Annotated in this window: 17 protein-coding genes; 4 read left to right on the top strand and 13 right to left on the bottom strand. The window is 58.6% G+C overall.

Annotation, left to right across the window (positions count from 1 at the left end; all coding sequences use genetic code 11):
• Positions 1 to 144: 144 nt before the first annotated feature.
• The 11 genes from lpxD to rpsB form a co-directional block, all read right to left on the bottom strand.
• Positions 145 to 1167, bottom strand: a complete 1023-nt coding sequence (gene lpxD, locus EKL15_RS00960) for a UDP-3-O-(3-hydroxymyristoyl)glucosamine N-acyltransferase (protein ID WP_203088666.1) — start codon at positions 1165 to 1167, stop codon at positions 145 to 147.
• Positions 1168 to 1170: 3 nt separating this feature from the next.
• Entirely contained in the window at positions 1171 to 1668 is a 498-nt protein-coding gene (gene skp, locus EKL15_RS00955) for a molecular chaperone Skp (protein ID WP_004931958.1), read from the bottom strand.
• Positions 1669 to 1824: 156 nt separating this feature from the next.
• Positions 1825 to 4251, bottom strand: a complete 2427-nt coding sequence (bamA, locus tag EKL15_RS00950; protein ID WP_060441357.1) for an outer membrane protein assembly factor BamA — start codon at positions 4249 to 4251, stop codon at positions 1825 to 1827.
• Positions 4252 to 4286: 35 nt separating this feature from the next.
• Positions 4287 to 5642: a sigma E protease regulator RseP gene (rseP, locus tag EKL15_RS00945; protein ID WP_070913929.1), complete on the bottom strand. Its 1356-nt coding sequence runs from the start codon at positions 5640 to 5642 to the stop codon at positions 4287 to 4289.
• Between the two features lie 27 nt (positions 5643 to 5669).
• A complete protein-coding gene (gene cdsA, locus EKL15_RS00940) occupies positions 5670 to 6512 on the bottom strand; it encodes a phosphatidate cytidylyltransferase (protein ID WP_047729987.1) in 843 nt (280 codons plus the stop codon).
• Between the two features lie 9 nt (positions 6513 to 6521).
• Positions 6522 to 7280 carry a (2E,6E)-farnesyl-diphosphate-specific ditrans,polycis-undecaprenyl-diphosphate synthase gene (ispU, locus tag EKL15_RS00935; protein ID WP_049198255.1) on the bottom strand — a complete coding sequence of 253 codons (759 nt, stop codon included), beginning with the start codon at positions 7278 to 7280 and terminating at the stop codon, positions 6522 to 6524.
• A gap of 277 nt (positions 7281 to 7557) precedes the next feature.
• The gene (gene ispC, locus EKL15_RS00930; protein WP_203088664.1) at positions 7558 to 8754 is read right to left on the bottom strand and encodes a 1-deoxy-D-xylulose-5-phosphate reductoisomerase; all 1197 of its coding nucleotides are present in this window, start codon (positions 8752 to 8754) and stop codon (positions 7558 to 7560) included.
• A gap of 157 nt (positions 8755 to 8911) precedes the next feature.
• Positions 8912 to 9469 carry a ribosome recycling factor gene (frr, locus tag EKL15_RS00925; RefSeq protein ID WP_004931943.1) on the bottom strand — a complete coding sequence of 186 codons (558 nt, stop codon included), beginning with the start codon at positions 9467 to 9469 and terminating at the stop codon, positions 8912 to 8914.
• Between the two features lie 119 nt (positions 9470 to 9588).
• On the bottom strand, positions 9589 to 10314 hold the full coding sequence (pyrH, locus tag EKL15_RS00920) for a UMP kinase (RefSeq protein WP_004931940.1): 726 nt from the start codon (positions 10312 to 10314) through the stop codon (positions 9589 to 9591).
• A gap of 148 nt (positions 10315 to 10462) precedes the next feature.
• Entirely contained in the window at positions 10463 to 11314 is an 852-nt protein-coding gene (tsf, locus tag EKL15_RS00915; protein WP_033635739.1) for a translation elongation factor Ts, read from the bottom strand.
• Positions 11315 to 11443: 129 nt separating this feature from the next.
• Positions 11444 to 12169 (bottom strand): 30S ribosomal protein S2, encoded by a 726-nt coding sequence (rpsB, locus tag EKL15_RS00910; RefSeq protein WP_016929891.1) that lies wholly within the window; start codon positions 12167 to 12169, stop codon positions 11444 to 11446.
• Between the two features lie 345 nt (positions 12170 to 12514).
• Between rpsB and map the strand changes: the two genes are divergently transcribed.
• The 4 genes from map (at position 12515) to EKL15_RS00890 (ending at position 17432) form a co-directional block, all read left to right on the top strand.
• Positions 12515 to 13309, top strand: coding sequence for a type I methionyl aminopeptidase (map, locus tag EKL15_RS00905; protein ID WP_004931936.1), 795 nt, complete (start codon positions 12515 to 12517; stop codon positions 13307 to 13309).
• A gap of 73 nt (positions 13310 to 13382) precedes the next feature.
• Entirely contained in the window at positions 13383 to 16046 is a 2664-nt protein-coding gene (glnD, locus tag EKL15_RS00900) for a bifunctional uridylyltransferase/uridylyl-removing protein GlnD (RefSeq protein ID WP_197658933.1), read from the top strand.
• Between the two features lie 42 nt (positions 16047 to 16088).
• Positions 16089 to 16913: a 2,3,4,5-tetrahydropyridine-2,6-dicarboxylate N-succinyltransferase gene (gene dapD, locus EKL15_RS00895; protein WP_004931932.1), complete on the top strand. Its 825-nt coding sequence runs from the start codon at positions 16089 to 16091 to the stop codon at positions 16911 to 16913.
• Positions 16914 to 17042: 129 nt separating this feature from the next.
• Positions 17043 to 17432: a DUF3461 family protein gene (locus tag EKL15_RS00890; protein ID WP_004931929.1), complete on the top strand. Its 390-nt coding sequence runs from the start codon at positions 17043 to 17045 to the stop codon at positions 17430 to 17432.
• 57 nt (positions 17433 to 17489) lie between these two features.
• On the opposite strand, the gene EKL15_RS00885 is transcribed toward EKL15_RS00890, so the two are convergent.
• Positions 17490 to 17942 carry a flavodoxin gene (locus EKL15_RS00885; RefSeq protein ID WP_033654121.1) on the bottom strand — a complete coding sequence of 151 codons (453 nt, stop codon included), beginning with the start codon at positions 17940 to 17942 and terminating at the stop codon, positions 17490 to 17492.
• 33 nt (positions 17943 to 17975) lie between these two features.
• Positions 17976 to 18746 (bottom strand): tRNA pseudouridine(65) synthase TruC, encoded by a 771-nt coding sequence (truC, locus tag EKL15_RS00880; protein ID WP_033654120.1) that lies wholly within the window; start codon positions 18744 to 18746, stop codon positions 17976 to 17978.
• Between the last annotated feature and the right edge of the window lie 29 nt (positions 18747 to 18775).

The raw sequence follows: 18775 nt of genomic DNA, 5'->3' as shown, positions 1-18775 counted from the left end.
CTAAAAACTGATGGCATCAACAACACGGCCTGCGCTGACCCCAAAAGGAGATCATCATGCAGGCCGCAAATTAACATCTCTTTGCGCTTTTGGTCTCACGACCAACGCGTTTCGTTTTGTCCCCGCCAGGGCGGGCGGCAATGATTAGTCTTTTCCGACTTTACGTTCGACAGCTTTCAAGCGCTTGCTGATCTCATCGATATTCATCACCAACGCAGCGGTTTTACGCCAAACCTTGTTAGGCTGCAACGGAATGCCCGAAGAGTATACCCCAGGTTCGGTGATTGGTCGCATAACCATTCCCATTCCGGTAACAACAACCTTGTCGGCAATCTCCATGTGACCGTTGATCACGCTGGCACCGCCGATCTGGCAGTAGCGGCCGATTTTCAGGCTGCCGGCCATGATCACGCCGCCGGCGACGGCGGTATTGTCGCCAATCACGACGTTATGTGCAATCTGGCATTGGTTGTCGATGATAACACCATTCCCGATTTGGGTGTTATCCAAAGCGCCGCGGTCAATGGTGGTGCAAGCGCCGATTTCGACGCGATCGCCGATAATCACCGTGCCCAACTGAGGGATTTTGATCCACTCGCCGCGCTCGTTCGCATAGCCGAAACCGTCCGCGCCGATCACGGTGCCGGACTGGATCAGGCAGCGCTGGCCGATTTCAACCGCATGATAAATCGTGACGTTCGCCCACAGACGCGTTCCCGCGCCGATGCGTGCGTGTTTGCCAATGAAACAACCCGGGCCGATAACCACGTTATCGCCCAGCACCGCACCCGACTCGATCACCGCGTTCGCCCCAATGGCGACGTTGTGCCCCAGCAGCGCTTCAGGCGAGATCACCGCGCTTGGCGCGATATCCTGCGCCGGCGCCGGCGTGGTGTCCATCAGCTGCGCCATGCGCGCGTAGGTAAGGTAAGGGTTCTTAACCACCAGCGCCGCAGTACGGCAGTGTGGTAAATCCGCTTCGGTAAGCACCACGGCGCTTGCCTGGCAGGAAGACAGCTGCTCTTGATAGCGGCTGTTTGACAAAAACGTGATTTGGCCAGGCTGTGCCGAATGCATAGAAGCAATGCCGGTGATGACGAGATCGCCATCACCGTGCAATTGTGCATCCAACTGCTGCGCTAAATCAGCCAGTCGAATTGAAAGCATGTGTTATTTAACCTGTTTCAGCACGTCAGCAGTGATATCTTTGGAAGAGTCTGCATAGGCAACGGCGTTGGCGTCGATCACCACGTCATAACCGCCTTTGCTGGCAACAGATTTCACAGCGTCCTGGATACGGCTCAGGATCTTGTTACGCTCTTCCATCTGGCGACGACGGTTGTCCTGCTCGAAAGCCTGCGCTTTCTGAGAGAACTGCTCGCGCTGTGCCATCACGTCTTTTTCCAACTTGCTGCGGTCGCTGGCTTTCATGGTAGCGCCGTCACGCTGCAGACGTTGCATTTTGGTCTGCAGGCTACGTTCCATGTTCTGGAGTTCGCTTGCACGGCCTTTAAACTCGTTTTCCAGCTGTTTAGCGACCGCTTCGCGGGCCGGCAGCTGTTGGAAAATGCTGGAGACGTTAACGACAGCGATCTTATCTGCTGCCTGAACGCCAGCTGAAGCAGCCATTGCTAAACCGAGGCCTGCGGCACACAACCACTTTTTCACTATAAACTCCTTACCATCACCCATTTGTGTCATATGACACTGAAGTACACAATTTGCCAGACTTATCCCACCAAACAATGAGAATCATCTCCCTCTGCCGGCGGGCGCCTGGCCATTGCGATTCTTAATAACTGTTATGCCCAGAGGCGAGACCCGTTACCAGGTCTTACCGATGTTAAACTGGAACTGTTCGGACTTGTCGCCTTCGTATTTCTTGATCGGGTTGGCGTAAGAGAACACCAACGGCCCCAGCGGCGACATCCACTGCAGCGCTATACCGGCGGAGGAACGAATATTGCCCGCTTTACTGTAGTCAGGCACGCCGTACATCAGCGTTTCGTCGGTATTCTTCCACTTGGTATCCCACACGGTACCGGCATCGATGAACAGCGACGTCCGCACGGAGTTGGCGTATTTCTCGCTGATGAACGGCGTCGGGGTGATCAGCTCCAGGCTGGCCACCGCCATGGCGTTACCGCCCACCGCGTCATCCGAGCTACAGATGCTCTGACGCGTGGTGGTGCTGCCGGCGTTGAACTGGCACTGGTACGAGTTGGAGTTGTAATACACCGCCTTCGGACCGATGGTGTTGGACTGGAAGCCACGCACGGTGCTTGAACCACCGGCATAGAAGTTCTCATAGAACGGCATTTCCTTGCCGCCCAGCCCATCCGCGTAACCCAGACGGCCACGGCCCAACAGCACCCAGGTGCGATCGTCATTGATCGGCACGTACTGAACGCTGTCCAGCGTCACCTTGTAGTATTCGTTGTCCGAGCCCGGAATGGTGACCTTGCCGTTCAACGTGGTGCGGTTACCCGACGTCGGGAAGTAGCCGCGGTCCAGGTTGTTGTAGGTCCAGCCCAGGTTCAGGGTAAAGTCGTCCGTCGAGTAGCTGGCGCGGTCAGTCTTGTTCGCATCCACGCCCATCGAGTCGAGATAACGCCACATGGCGATCTGCGGCTGCATGTTCGACAGACCGTTGTGGACGTAGCCCAGGCCGGTACGCAACGAGTTGTTTTCGTTGATCGGGAAGCCCAGCGTGCCGTCAACACCGTAACTCTTGTTGGTGTAGTCGGACAGGTCCGCGTTATCCGCTTTAAAGTCGTTGTAGAATACGCGGCCGCCCAGGCTCACACCGTCAACGGTGAAGTACGGGTTGGTGACCGAGAATTCGGTATAGGTTTGGTAGTCGTTCTTGGTGCCGCTGATGCCGACCGAGTAGCCGGTACCCAACCAGTTGTCCTGCTGCACGCCGGCCTGGAAGCTGACGCCGCTCTCGGTGCCGTAACCGACGCCGAAGTTAAAGGTACCAGTGTTGCGCTCTTTCACCTTGTAGGTTACATCGACCTGATCGGCGGTGCCCGGCACGCGCTGGGTTTCCACGTCGACCGTTTCGAAGTAGCCCAGACGGTTCAGACGCTCTTTACCCTGCTCGACCTGTTCGTTGCCGAGCCAGGCGCCTTCCATCTGGCGCATTTCGCGACGCAGTACGGAATCCTTGCTGGTGTCGTTGCCTTCGAACTTGATGCGACGCACGTAGAAGCGGTTGCCCGCATCGACGTTGACGTGCAGCTTGACGGTTTTATCCGCGTCGTTGATCTCCGGCTGAGTGCCGACGCGCGGGTAGGCGTAACCATAACGGCCCAACATCGTTTTGATGTTGTCTTCCATTTTGGTCACCTTGCTGCCGTTATACAGCTCGCCCGGTTCGATCTTGGTGATCTGAGCAACTTCCGCCGAGTGGCCGGCCAGGTTGCCGTTCACGACAACATCGGAAAGCTTGTACTGATCGCCTTCGGTGATGTTGATGGTGATGTAGATGCCTTTTTTATCCGGCGTCAGACTCACCTGGGTAGAATCGATGTTGAAGCGGGCATAGCCGCGATCCAGATAGAAGCTGCGCAGGGTTTCGAGATCGCCCGCCAGTTTTTGCTTCTGGTATTTGCGATCGCCGACCAGGTTCCACCACGGCACCTCATCACGCAGCTGGAAGCGCGAGATCAGTTCGTCGTTGGTGAAGGCATGGTTGCCGACGATGTTGATTTGTTGAATCTTGGCGGAGACCCCTTCCGTGAACACCAGCTTCAGGTCGACACGGTTGCGCGGCAGCGGCGTAACCACGGCTTTCACCGAGGCGCTGTATTTACCGACGCTGTAGTAGAAGTCTTCCAGCCCTTTTTCAATGCTGGAGATCGTGGTGCGGTCGAGCGCCTCGCCCACCCGGACGCCGGAGGCTTCCAGGTTCTGCTTAAGCATGTCATCCTTCACCGACTTGTTGCCGGAGAAAGTGATGCTGGCGATGGTAGGACGTTCCTTCACCTGCACGATCAACGTATTACCATCGCGCAGTACGCGCACGTCCTCGAAGTTGCCGGTGGCAAACAAGGCTCGGATGGTATTACTGATGTCATCGTCAGTGACGGTATCGCCGACGCGAACCGGCATGTTGAGTAACGCCGCACCGACGGCGACTCGCTGCAGGCCTTCGAAATGAATATCTTTCACTACGAACCCGTCTGCACCGTATACGGTGGCGCTGCCAAACAGCAGCGACGCTATGAGCAACTTTTTCATCGCCATCGTTGTTATGCGTTCTTCCTAACCTATCCCCGCCCCTAGAGGCGGGAAAAATCATTGAAAAGTGCAAGACCCATCAACAACACCAGCACGATCGAACCTATGCGGTAGCTGTAGTCCTGTACTCGCTCGGAAACCGGCCCACCCTTCAGCTTTTCTATCGCCAGGAAGAGGAGATGCCCACCATCTAACACCGGTAATGGGAACAGGTTGATGATCCCCAGGTTGACGCTAATCAACGCCAGGAACATCAGATAATACACGAACCCGACTCCGGCTGACGCCCCTGCTCCCTGTGCAATCGAGATCGGGCCACTCAGGTTGTTCAGCTTTACATCACCGGTTATTAATTTGCCCAGCATGTTAACCGTCAGCCGCATCAGCTGCCAGGTCTTGTCGCCGGCCTGATACAGCGCCGGGAACGGTCCATACTGGCGAATCGTCTTATACTCGTCCGGCAGCGGCAGCACCTTTGGAATGATGCCTGCAAAACCCACCGATTTGTCTTTTCCCACCGGCTTTGTATCCGGTATCAGCGTCAAAGACAAGGGGGCGCCGTTTCTTTCAATCTCCAAAGCCAGCGGTTGCCCCGGGCCATCGTGGATACGCTTCACCAGCGTCTGCCAACGACCCAACGGCTGACCATCGACTTTAACGATCCTGTCCCCCGCTTGTAAACCCGCCTTTTGCGCCGCCGAGTCAGGCTGCACTTCCGCCAACACGGATTCAATCTGCGGGCCGCGCGGCATAATGCCCAGCGCGACAACGGGATCCTGCTTGTCCGGCTCAAAGTTCCACTGGCGCAAATCCAGGGTTTTGGTCACTACCTGCGAAGAGCCGAATGGCGCGACGCCGACTTCGGTTTGCGCATCGCCAATCTTCGCCACCAGCGCCAGACGAACTGACTCCCAATCAGGCGTTTCGATGCCGTCAACCGACTTTAGTTCCATGCCAGACGAAATTTCGGCCTTGGCGGCGATGGATTGCGGCGCGATTTCGCCGATCACCGGGCGGAAACTCGGCACGCCGATGATGAACACCAGCCAGTAGGCAAGGATAGCAAACAGGAAGTTGGCGATGGGGCCGGCGCTGATGATGGCCGCGCGCTGCCAGACGGTTTTGTTGTTGAAGGCCTGATGGCGCATTTCCGGCGCCACCGACTCCACGCGCTCGTCCAGCATCTTCACGTAGCCGCCGAGCGGAATCAAGGCGATGACATACTCGGTGCCCTGGCGATCGGTGCGGCGCCACAGCGCGCGACCGAAGCCGATGGAGAAACGTTCAACGCGCACGCCGCAACGGCGGGCAACCCAAAAGTGTCCGAACTCGTGCACGGTTATCAAGATACCGAGCGCAATCAGAAACGCCACCAGGTTCCAAAGCACGCTGACCATCATCCCTCACTTTCCGTCATCGACGGATTAAAACACCAACAGCATCAGGCAGGCAAACACCGGCACCGCCGCGGTCAGGCTGTCGATACGATCCAGTATGCCGCCATGACCGGGGATCAAATGACCGCTGTCCTTGATGCCTGCTTCGCGTTTGAACATGCTTTCGGTCAAATCGCCCAGCACCGAAGCCAGCGCGGCGAGCACCGAACAGGCCAACAGGGTGGTCGGCACCACGTTCAGTGGCGCATAGCGGCCGAACAGCCAGGAGATTACCGCCGACGTCAACAACCCGCCGATCAGCCCTTCCCAGGTTTTGCCCGGCGAGACCTTCGGCGCCAGCTTATGCTTGCCGAACAGCTTGCCGAACATGTAGGCGCCGGAATCCGCGCCCCACACCAGCAGCATCACGTACAGCAGCCACCAGGCGCCGGTAAACGGGTTTTGCTCGTAGCCGTACTGGCGCAGCGCCAGCATGCCCCAGAAGAACGGCACGATGGTCAGCAGGCCGAACAGCAGGCGCAGCGGGCGCGAGTTGCGCCAGATAGCGGCCGAGCCGGGGTAGAACAGCACCAACAGCAGCGCCGCCAGCCACCAGACCAGCGACAGCCACAGCGAGCCGCTCACCTGCGGCACGGATTGATGGTACGCGGGAACGCTGAGCATCATCAGCGCCAGCAGAAAACCGCACAGTATCGCCAGCCAGATGCGCTGCGAACGGGAGGTAAAACCGGCCAGTTGGCCCCACTCCCAGGCTGCTAACATGCACACGACGAGCGTTACCAGAGCAAAGGCCAGCGGCGGCAACAGGAACAGCGCCGCGATAACGATCGGGATTAAAATCAGAGCAGTTATGAGGCGATACTTCAGCAAAAGTTCTCCCTAGGACGCATCGGCGCCGATAGGTGTTGTTCCCCCGAAGCGGCGCTCACGTTGTGCAAATGCATTCAGCGCACCTTCAAAGACAAGTTCATCGAAATCAGGCCAGAGCACATCCGTAAAGTAAAGTTCAGCATAGGCGATTTGCCACAGCAGGAAGTTACTGATGCGATGCTCGCCACCGGTGCGGATAACCAGATCCACCGGCGCCAGGTCGCTCATGCAAACCCGCTCGCTCAATAATTCCTCGCTGATCTGATCCGGGTGCAACTCTCCCACCCGTACCCGTTCGGCCAGCTCCCTTACTCCCTGAATGATATCCCAACGGCCGCCGTAGTTGGCAGCGATATTGAGCGTCAGGCCATCGTTATTTTCCGTCAGCGCTTCAGAGCGGCGGATCCGCTCCTGCAAACGCGAGCTGAACCGGCTGATATCGCCGATCACCCGCAACCTGACGTTATGTTTATGCAGGCTTTTTACTTCACTATCCAGAGCACGGACAAAAAGCTCCATCAGGGCGGAGACTTCCTGCACCGGACGGTTCCAGTTTTCGCTGCTGAAGGCATAAAGCGTGAGCGCATCTAAATGGTGGCTGGCGGCAAAACTGACCGCGCGGCGAACCGATTTCACCCCTGCTTTATGACCGAAGACACGTAACTTGCCCTGACGTTTGGCCCAGCGCCCGTTACCGTCCATGATGATGGCAACATGGCGCGGCCCCGGGGAAGATGGATTAGCCTCTTGTTGGTTTGCGGACGACATAACTCGTACTTATTTCCTCAATAGAAATATAACTGCCTTTCCGGAACATCAGGCCCTTACGCGCAAAAAAAGCCGTGTGCCCGACACGGCTTTCAGCATGCCCTCGCGATGCCCGGCGCAGCCGGGTCGCCATTGACGCACAGGGCGCCAATCGGGCCATAATTCAACGGTATAACCGCTGACAGGTGGCGCAGACTATACCACCTCAGCGGAGCATGAACAAACGGCCCCGCTGCGGCATACGCGAATTACGAGCAAAATCGGATAATCGCCGTGCTCAACCGCGCAACGCGCGAACGCGCTCCTCGGCGGCGGCGCGCGCCTGGCGGTCAATGTCTAAGACCGCTTCGATGCACGTCGGTTCCTGCAGCGCGAGGCGCTCGACGACCTGCCGGTTGACCGCGGCAATGTCGGTAAAGCGAATCTGCTGCTGCAAAAATGCCGCCACGGCGATTTCATTCGCCGCGTTCAGTGCGGTGGTCGCCGCCTGGCCGGCGTCGAACGCTTCGATCGCCAAATACAGGCAAGGATAGCGCTCGCGCTCCGGTTCGGCGAAGGTCAGCGAACCGATGCGGCAGAAGTCCAGCGCTTCCACGCCGGAGTTTACGCGCTGCGGATACGCCATCGCATGGGCGATCGGCGTGCGCATATCCGGCGTACCCAGCTGCGCCAGCACGCTGCCGTCGGCATAGCGCACCATCGAGTGAATCACCGACTGCGGGTGCAGGATCACTTCCATTTGCTCGGCCGAGGCGTTAAACAGCCAGCGTGCCTCAATGTATTCCAGACCTTTGTTCATCATGGTGGCGGAGTCCACCGAGATCTTGCGGCCCATCGACCAGTTCGGGTGGGCACAGGCTTGATCCGGGGTCATCGCGGCGAACTGCTCCAGCGGCGTGGTGCGGAACGGGCCGCCTGAGCCGGTAAGCACGATGCGCGAAACGCCATGACTGTCCAGGGAAGAGTATCCCAACTGGCGCTGAATGCTCTCAGGCAAACTCTGAAAAATCGCGTTGTGCTCGCTGTCGAGCGGCAGCAGCTGCGCCTGGCTTTGCCGAACCGCGTCCATAAACAGACGGCCGCAGGTGACCAGCGACTCCTTGTTGGCCAGCAGCACCTGCTTGCCTGCGCGGATCGCCGCCAGCGTCGGCAACAGCCCTGCGGCGCCGACGATGGCCGCCGTCACTTGATCGACGTCATCCAACGCCGCCAGTTCGCAGGCCGCTTGTTCCCCGGCCAAGACCTCGGTAGCGACGCCGTTTTCCGCCAGAATGGCGCGCAGCTCGCGAGCGGCGCTTTCCTCAGCCATCGCGGCGAAGGAGGGCCGGAATTCCATGCATTGCTGCGCCATGACCGCGACGTTGCGGCCGGCCACCAGTGCTTTGATCGCAAAACGGTCGGGATTCGCCCTGACCACGGCCAGGGTGCTGGTCCCTACCGAGCCGGTCGAGCCAAGAATGGTCAGTTGCTTCATGAGTTCACTCTGAATAACTGTCTGATGAGATCGGAGGTGCTCCAGTGTGGAACCTTGGACACCGCTTGTCCATGATCTTTCAGTACGATGAAACGGGATCTGCGCCACAAAAAACAAAGCGCCGCCCAGGCGACGCTTTGTTTCTGCGCGATGCTGATTAGAAATCCATCAGCTCTTTTTCTTTCTCTGCCAGCGCGGCATCGACCAGCTTGATGTAAGCGTCGGTCATTTTCTGAATCTCGTCTTGTGAACGACGTTCTTCGTCTTCGCTGATCTCTTTGTCTTTCAGCAGCGCCTTGACCTTGTCGTTAGCGTCGCGACGCACGTTACGCACCGCTACGCGGCCCTGCTCGGCTTCGCCGCGTACGATCTTGATCAGATCCTTACGACGTTCTTCGGTCAGCGGAGGCAGCGGAACGCGAATGTCAGAGCCGGCGGAAGACGGGTTGAGGCCCAGATCGGAACTCATGATCGCTTTCTCAACGGCCTGGCTCAGGCTGCGGTCGAACACGTTGATTTTCAGCGTGCGGGAGTCTTCCACGGTCACGTTGGCCAACTGGCGCAGCGGCGTAGCGGCGCCGTAGTATTCCACCATGATGCCGTCCAGAATGCTTGGAGAAGCGCGGCCGGTGCGGATCTTGCTGATTTGGTTTTTGAATGCTTCTACGCTTTTTTCCATGCGTGAATCAGCATCTTTTCTGATTTCATTAGTCACGTTGCAAACCCTTGGAAGCTGGTTACTTGGCAGGCGATACTCAAGTATAGCCCGTAATCGTACTCGGAGAGCGCGCGGCGCCTGGCGTCACGCGCACCGAAAAAGGGGTGTGAACAGCCTTATTTGCTGATCAGCGTACCTTCATTCTCACCCATCACCACGCGGCGCAGCGCGCCAGGCTTGTTCATGTTGAACACGCGGATCGGCAAGCCGTGATCGCGGGCCAGCGTAAACGCCGCCAGATCCATCACTTTCAGCTCGCGCTCCAGCACGTCCTGATAGGTTAATTGTTCATACAGCGTCGCATCCGGGTTTTTCACCGGATCGGCGGAATATACGCCATCCACTTTGGTGGCTTTCAGCACCACGTCCGCTTCGATCTCGATACCGCGCAGGCAAGCGGCGGAATCGGTGGTGAAGAACGGGTTGCCGGTACCGGCGGAGAAGATCACCACGCGGTTGTTGCGCAGCAGGCTGATAGCCTCTGCCCAACTGTAATTGTCACATACGCCGTTCAGCGGGATCGCCGACATCAGGCGGGCGTTCACATAGGCACGGTGCAGTGCATCACGCATAGCCAGGCCGTTCATCACGGTAGCCAGCATTCCCATGTGGTCGCCCACTACGCGGTTCATGCCGGCTTGCGCCAGGCCCGCGCCGCGGAACAGGTTCCCGCCGCCAATAACTACACCGACCTGAATTCCCAGTTCGACCAGCTCTTTCACTTCCTGAGCCATGCGATCCAAAACGCTGGCGTCGATACCAAAACCTTCTGCACCTTGCAGGGCTTCGCCACTCAGTTTAAGCAGAATACGCTGATATACGGGTTTTGCATTGGTTGCCATGGTGTTCTGTCCTAAGAAGCAGTATTAGTATTGGGGATTTCAGCCGATGAAATGCGCCTGAGGTGAGAATCACGCTGCAGGGCCTGCCACCGGTGTAATTCTGGCTGGATAGTATGGAACCGCCAGACGGCGGTTCCATCGACAGTCATTAAGACTGTTTGCTCATCGCGGCAACTTCAGCAGCGAAGTCGGTTTCGACTTTCTCGATGCCTTCGCCCACTTCGAAGCGAATGAAGTTGGTCACGTCAGCGTTGTGCTCTTTCAGCACCTGAGCAACGGATTTGCTCGGATCCATAACGAAAGGCTGACCGGTCAGAGAAACTTCGCCGGTGAATTTCTTCATGCGGCCTTCAACCATTTTCTCTGCGATTTCTTTCGGCTTGCCGGACTGCATGGCGATGTCCAGCTGAACCTGGTACTCTTTTTCTACCACTTCAGCAGACACGTCTTCTGGCTTCACGAACTCTGGCTTGCTTGCCGCAATGTGCATTGCGATTTGCTTAACCAGCTCTTCGTCAGCGCCTTTAGCCGCAACCAGTACGCCGATACGCGCGCCGTGCAGGTAGCTGCCCAGCACTTCGCCTTCCAGGGAAGCAACGCGACGAATGTTGATGTTTTCGCCGATTTTTGCCACCAGCGCTACGCGCTCTTCTTCGAACTGTGCTTTCAGCACGTCAACGTCAGTGATTTTGCCGGCCATAGCGGCATCCAGCACTTTGTCGGCGAACGCCTGGAAACCGGCGTCTTTTGCTACGAAGTCAGTCTGGCAGTTAACTTCCAGAATGATGCCGTAGTTGCCTTCGATCTTGGTTTTGATCACGCCGTCAGCAGCCACGTTGCCTGCTTTTTTAGCGGCTTTGATCGCACCGGACTTACGCATGTTTTCGATTGCCAGTTCGATGTCGCCGTTGGATTCAACCAGCGCCTTCTTGCAATCCATCATGCCAGCGCCGGTACGCTCGCGCAGTTCTTTTACCAGGGCAGCGGTAATATCAGCCATTTATTTTTCCTCGGTTATCTCGCGTGGAGACAGTTCTCATTCAGATAAGCAAAGGGGGCCTTTACAGGCCCCCCTAACCAACATATGTCAATACCTGGTTAATAAGGGCTCAGTGACGAGCTTGCCTTATTATTCAGCTTCTACGAAGCCTTCTTCCGCCTGAACGGCCAGATCTTGAGAACGACCTTCACGCACAGCGGCAGCAACGGCAGTCAGGTACAGGTTTACTGCACGGATTGCGTCGTCGTTACCAGGGATGATGAAGTCAACGCCGTCTGGGTTGGAGTTGGTATCAACGATAGAGAATACCGGGATACCCAGGTTGTTGGCTTCTTTGATCGCGATGTGCTCGTGATCGGCATCGATAACGAACAGTGCGTCTGGCAGACCGCCCATATCTTTGATACCGCCCAGGGAGTTTTCCAGCTTGGCCAGTTCACGAGTGCGCATCAGCGCTTCTTTCTTGGTCAGCTTGTCCAGGGTGCCGTCTTGAGACTGGATTTCCAGATCTTTCAAACGCTTGATGGACTGACGAACGGTTTTCCAGTTAGTCAGCATGCCGCCCAACCAGCGGTGGTTCACGAAGAACTGGTCACAGCTGTTAGCAGCGTCTTTTACCGCTTCGCTTGCTGCGCGCTTGGTACCAACGAACAGGATCTTGCCTTTACGGGAAGAGATCTTGCTCAGTTCAGCCAGAGCGGCGTTGAACATTGGTACAGTCTGCTCCAGGTTGATGATGTGAACCTTGTTACGAGCGCCGAAGATGAAAGGCTTCATTTTCGGGTTCCAGTAACGGGTCTGGTGACCGAAGTGAACACCAGCCTTGAGCATGTCGCGCATGGAAACAGTTGCCATGATTAAACCTCTATAGATTAATTGGGGTTATGCCTCCACGTATCCCATAACGCCGACCCTGGCGGCGACAAGTCACCTCAGGGCACCCCGGCGGATGTGCCGATACGTGTGTGTTATTTACACAAAATGAGTGCAGTTAAAGTATTTTCGGCCAATTCCTGCCAGGTCACAAGAACCAAGTCGCGGATCGCCGGCGCGCTTTATACCATAAACCCGCTGCAGACACCAACTTTTGTTGCTTTACGCCGGGCATCGGGAAATGAAATTTGGCAGCCTCCGGCCGGGCTGATACCATAAGTCACTGCTTCTTATTGTCGACGATAACGACACCTGCGGACGAATTTCATGGCAATCTCAATTAAAACACCTGATGACATCCAAAAAATGCGCGTGGCCGGCCGCCTGGCCGCCGAAGTGCTGGAAATCATCGAGCCGCACGTCAAACCTGGCGTGACCACCGGCGAACTGGACCGTATCTGTCACGAGTACATCACCAACGAGCAGCAGGCCATTTCCGCCTGCCTCGGCTACCACGGCTTCCCGAAATCCGTGTGCATCTCGGTGAACGAAGTGGTGTGCCACGGCATCCCGAGCGATGACAAAACGCTGAAGGACGGCGACATCGTCAACATCGACGTGACCGTAATTAAAGACGGTTTCCACGGCGACACCTCGAAGATGTTCATCGTCGGCAAACCGACCATTCTGGGCGAGCGCCTGTGCCGCGTCACTCAGGAAAGCCTGTATCTGGCGCTGAAGATGGTCAAGCCGGGCATCCGCCTGCGCACCCTGGGCAAGGCTATCCAGCAATTCGTCGAGGCCGAGAAGTTCTCCGTGGTGCGCGAGTACTGCGGCCACGGCATCGGCGAAGTGTTCCACGAAGAGCCGCAGGTGCTGCACTATGATGCCGATGACGGCGGCGTGGTCCTGCAGGCGGGCATGGCCTTCACCATCGAACCGATGGTCAACGCCGGTGATTACCGCATCCGCACCATGAAAGACGGCTGGACGGTAAAAACCAAAGATCGCAGCTTGTCGGCGCAGTATGAGCATACTATTGTGGTCACTGATAACGGCTGCGAGATAATGACGTTGCGCAAGGATGACACCATCCCCAACATCATTACGCACGAGATGTAAGCACCGCGGCGAACGCCGCGTGCAGAATATCACCAGGCCGGCTTTTGCCGGCCTTTTTTATGGGCTGCGCACTATGTCTGACAATCTCCTTCAACAAGCGGCCCCGGCCGTGCCGATGCCGCCCGCCTCCCCCAGCACCTACGGCAACGACGAGCTCACCTGTCCGGTGCTGAAACAGCGGCTGGAGCAGTTCCAGCTGTGGCTGGCGGCAGCGTTCGACGCCGGTGCCAGCGCCGAAAGCCTGGTGGCGGCGCGCAGCGACTTCATCGATCGCCTGCTGCGCCGGCTGTGGACCTTCTACGGCTTCGAAGATATCCCGGAAACTGCGCTGGTGGCGGTCGGCGGCTACGGCCGCGGCGAGTTGCACCCGCTGTCGGACATCGACGTGCTGGTGCTCAGCCAGCGCCGGCTGACGGAACAACAGTCGCAGCAGGTCGGCGAATTCATCACCCTGCTGTGGGATCTCAAGCTGGAAGTGGGCCACAGCGTGCGCACCCTGGAAGAATGTCTGCTGGAGGGATTGGCGGATCTGACCGTGGCCACCAACCTGATCGAGTCGCGCATGATCTGCGGCGACGTCGCGCTGTTCCTGCAGATGCAAAAACATATCTTCAGCGACGGCTTCTGGCCCTCGCCGCAGTTTTTCCACGCCAAGGTCAACGAACAGCAGGAGCGCCACCAGCGCTACCACGGCACCAGCTATAACCTGGAGCCGGATATCAAAAGCAGCCCTGGCGGCCTGCGCGACATCCACACCCTGCTGTGGGTGGCGCGGCGCCACTTCGGCGCCACCTCGCTGGACGAAATGGTCGGCTTCGGTTTCCTCACCCAGGCCGAGCGCAACGAGCTGAACGAGTGCCAGAGCTTCCTGTGGCGCATCCGTTTCGCATTGCATCTGGTGCTGCCGCGTTACGACAACCGCCTGCTGTTCGATCGCCAGCTCAGCGTGGCGCAGCTGCTGCGCTATGAAGGCGAAGGCAACGAGCCGGTCGAACGCATGATGAAAGACTTCTACCGCATGACGCGGCGCGTCAGCGAGCTGAACCACATGCTGCTGCAGCTGTTCGACGAAGCCATCCTGGCGCTGGACGCCACCGAGAAGCCGCGCCCGCTGAACGACGATTTCCAGCTGCGCGGCGATCTGATCGATCTGCGCGACGAGACGCTGTTTATCCGCGAGCCGCAGGCCATCATGCGCATGTTCTACCTGATGGTGCGCAACCGCGAGATCAAGGGCATTTATTCCACCACCGTGCGCCAGCTGCGCCACGCCCGCCGCCATCTGAAACAGCCGCTGTGCACCATTCCGGAAGCGCGCGATCTGTTTATGGCCATTCTGCGCCATCCCGGCGCGGTCTCGCGCGCGCTGGTGCCGATGCACCGTCACAGCGTGCTGTGGGCCTATATGCCGCAGTGGGGCAAGATCGTCGGCCAGATGCAGTTCGACCTGTTCCACGCCTATACCGTCGATGAACACACCATCCGCGTGCTGCAAAAGCTGGAGAGCTTCGCCGATGCGCAAACCCGGCCACGCCATCCGCTGTGCGTGGAGCTGTACCCGCGCCTGCCGCACCCGGAATTATTACTGTTAGCGGCGCTGTTCCACGATATCGCCAAAGGGCGCGGCGGCGATCACTCGATCCTCGGAGCGGAAGACGTGGTGGAGTTCGCCGAACTGCACGGCCTGAACTCGCGCGAAACCCAACTGGTGGCCTGGCTGGTGCGCTGGCACCTGCTGATGTCGGTCACCGCGCAGCGCCGCGATATCCAGGATCCGACGGTGATCCAGCAGTTCAGCAGCGAAGTGCAGAGCGAAACCCGCCTGCGTTACCTGGTGTGCCTGACGGTGGCGGATATCTGCGCCACCAACGAAACCCTGTGGAACAGCTGGAAACAGAGCCTGTTGCGCGAGCTGTACTTCGCCACCGAGAAGCAGCTGCGCCGCGGCATGCAGAACAGCCCGGATCTGCGCGAACGCGTGCGCCATCACCGCCTGCAGGCGCTGGCGCTGCTGCGCATGGACAACATCGACGAAGAGGCGCTGCACCGCATCTGGAGCCGCTGCCGCGCCGACTATTTCCTGCGCCACTCGCCGAACCAGCTGGCCTGGCACGCCCGTCACCTGCTGGCTCACGACTCCACCCAGCCGCTGGTGCTGGTCAGCCGGCAGGCGACGCGCGGCGGCACCGAGATCTTTATCTGGAGCCCGGATCGCCCCTACCTGTTCGCCGCCGTCGCCGGCGAGATGGATCGCCGCAATCTGAGCGTGCACGACGCGCAGATCTTCACCAACCGCGACGGCATGGCGATGGACACCTTTATCGTGCTGGAGCCGGACGGCAGCCCGCTGGCGCAGGATCGCCACACGGCGATCCGCCAAGCCTTGCTGCAGGCCATCACCCAGCGGGAGTACCAGCCGCCGCGCGTGCGCCGGCCTTCTTCCAAGCTGCGTCATTTCAGCGTGCCGACCGAGGTCACCTTCCTGCCGACCCACACCGATCGCCGCAGCTACCTGGAGCTGATCGCACTTGACCAGCCAGGCCTGCTGGCGCGGGTGGGCGAAGTGTTCGCCGACCTGGGGCTGTCGCTGCACGGCGCGCGCATTACCACCATCGGCGAGCGGGTCGAGGACTTGTTTATCCTGGCCGACGGCGAGCGACGCGCGCTCGATCAGGAAACGCGCAGAAAGTTGGAGCAACGGTTGACAGAGGCCCTCACCCCAAACGATAAAATGTGATACAAGTAACTTTTTACCGACAACATCAGGAAAGAGAACAGCATGCAGCAATTACAGAACGTTATTGAAAGCGCCTTCGAGCGCCGTGCGGACATCACCCCGGCGAACGTAGACACCGTAACGCGCGAAGCGGTAAACCAGGTGATCGGCCTGCTGGACAGCGGCGCCTTGCGCGTCGCCGAGAAGATCGACGGCCAATGGGTCACCCATCAGTGGCTGAAGAAAGCCGTGCTGCTCTCTTTCCGCATCAACGACAACAAGGTGATGGACGGCGCGGAAACCCGCTACTACGACAAAGTGCCGATGAAGTTCGCCGACTACGACGAAGCGCGCTTCCAGAAGGAAGGTTTCCGCGTCGTGCCGCCGGCCACCGTGCGCCAGGGCGCGTTCATCGCGCGCAACACCGTGCTGATGCCGTCTTACGTTAACATCGGCGCCTACGTCGACGAAGGCACCATGGTCGACACCTGGGCCACCGTCGGTTCTTGCGCGCAGATCGGCAAAAACGTTCACCTGTCCGGCGGCGTCGGCATCGGCGGCGTGCTGGAACCGCTGCAGGCCAACCCAACCATCATCGAAGACAACTGCTTCATCGGCGCGCGCTCCGAAGTGGTGGAAGGCGTGATCGTGGAAGAAGGCTCGGTGATTTCGATGGGCGTATACCTCGGCCAGAGCACCCGCATCTATGACCGCGAGACCGGCGAAATCCATTACGGCCGCGTGCCGGCGGGTTCGGTGGTGGTTTCCGGCAACCTGCCTTCGAAAGACGGTTCTTACAGCCTATACTGCGCGGTGATCGTCAAGAAAGTCGACGCCAAAACGCGCGGTAAAGTCGGCATTAATGAGTTATTGCGCACTATCGACTAAATTGAAATAGCGGGTGATTTACCCGCTATTTTTTTGTCTGCGTTTCGCTGGCAGTCACAGTCGCAGATCTCGCTTTCCGCCATAATTGCAGTCGTGGAATATAACGATCACATCTAAAGAGGGCGCAGTATGTACGATAACTTGAAGAGTTTGGGCATCAATCAACCGGAAGACGTCGATCGCTATAGCCTGCGTCAAGAGGCCAACAACGACATCCTCAAGATCTATTTCCGCAAGGACAAGGGCGAGTTCTTCGCCAAGAGCGTGAAGTTCAAGTACCCGCGCCAGCGTAAAACCGTGGTGGCGGACAACGCCGGCCAGGGCTACAAGGAAATTCACGAGATCAACCCGAACCTGCGCTACGTGATCGACGAACTGGATCAGCTGTGCCAGCGCGATCAGGTAGAAGTGGATCTGAAGCGTAAAATTCTCGACGACCTGCGCCATCTCGAAGGCGTGGTGTCGCACAAGATTGCCGAGATCGAAGCCGATCTGGAAAAACTCACCCGCGGCAAATAATGCGGATCGGTTGACCCGCATCATCGCCAAGGCGCCCTTTCGCGGCGCCTTTTTACTTTACGATTGCAGCAGCGTGCCCCACTGCTCGACCCACGGGCAGGCGGCCACTTCCGGCTCCGGCTGTTCCATCGCATCGATCTCCAGCACTTCGCTCACACGGGTGGCGCCCTGCTCTTGCAGCAGCGCGTCGAACGCGCGCCCGGCGCCGCAGAAGTTGTCATAGCTGCTGTCGCCGAGGGCGATCAGCCCATAGCGCAGCTCCGGCTGGTAGCCGACCTGATCGCGAATGGCGTGGAACAGCGGCGCGATGCTGTCCGGCAGATCGCCCTGCCCGGTGGTGGAGGTGATCACCAGCGCGTAGTGCTGACGATAAAACTGCCAGGCCTCCAGCGTGCCCTCTTCGAACAGTTTGACCTCATGGCCCTGCTCGCTGAGGATGTTTTGCGCCTCTTCCGCCACCAGCAGCGAATTGCCGTAGACCGTTCCCACGAAGATACCAACCTGAGCCATGGCTCCTACTCCCTTCATTACCTTTAAAAATTGTCAGCTATCCTGACCGTTAGCCGCGCTAAACTCAACCCCGGCAAGTTCAGGGAATACCCCCGCCCAGCCGAACTGCGCCATCACCCCTTGCCAGTCTTCGTCCCAGCGCGCCGTCACCCGCAGCGGCTCGCCGGTCACCGGGTGCGTCAGCTGCAGATGACTGGCGTGCAGCATCAGACGCGGGCAGCCGAAATGCTGCGCCATACCGCGGTTCTGCCGCAGATCGCCGTGCTTGCTGTCACCGATGATCGGATGGCGAAGATGCGCCATGTGGCGCCGCAGCTGGTGCTTGCGGCCGGTTTCCGGCTGCAGCTCCACCAGGCTGTAGCGCGCGCTGTCGTAGCGGCCGACGGCCACCGGCATCTCTACCTGCGCCAGCGGCCGGTAGTGCGTCACCGCCGGCTGCGGTCCCTTATCGGCATCGGCATGTTTATCGGCGATTTTGTCCAGCTCCGCCGTCAGCGGGTAGTCGAGGGTCGCCCCCTCCTGCACATAGCCGCGCACCACCGCATGGTAGGTTTTCTGCACCTGATGCTGCTCGAACTGCTGCGACAGCAGGCGCGCCACCTCGCTGGAGAGCGCCATCAGCAGCACGCCGGAAGTCGGGCGATCGAGACGGTGCACGGTAAAGACGTGCTGCCCGAGCTGATCGCGCACCGTCTGCATCATAAAGCGAGTTTCATGACGGTCCAGCCAACTGCGGTGCACCAACCAGCCCGACGGCTTGTTCACCGCCACCAGGTGTTCATCCTGATACAAAATCTCAATCACATCGCTTTCCCAGGTAAATAGCCGTTTCG

The organism is Serratia sp. 4542 (assembly GCF_016805595.1).
Taxonomy (GTDB): domain Bacteria; phylum Pseudomonadota; class Gammaproteobacteria; order Enterobacterales; family Enterobacteriaceae; genus Serratia; species Serratia nevei.
Note: the sequence above shows the minus strand (reverse complement) of the source record. Positions and strands in the feature narration are given on the sequence as shown.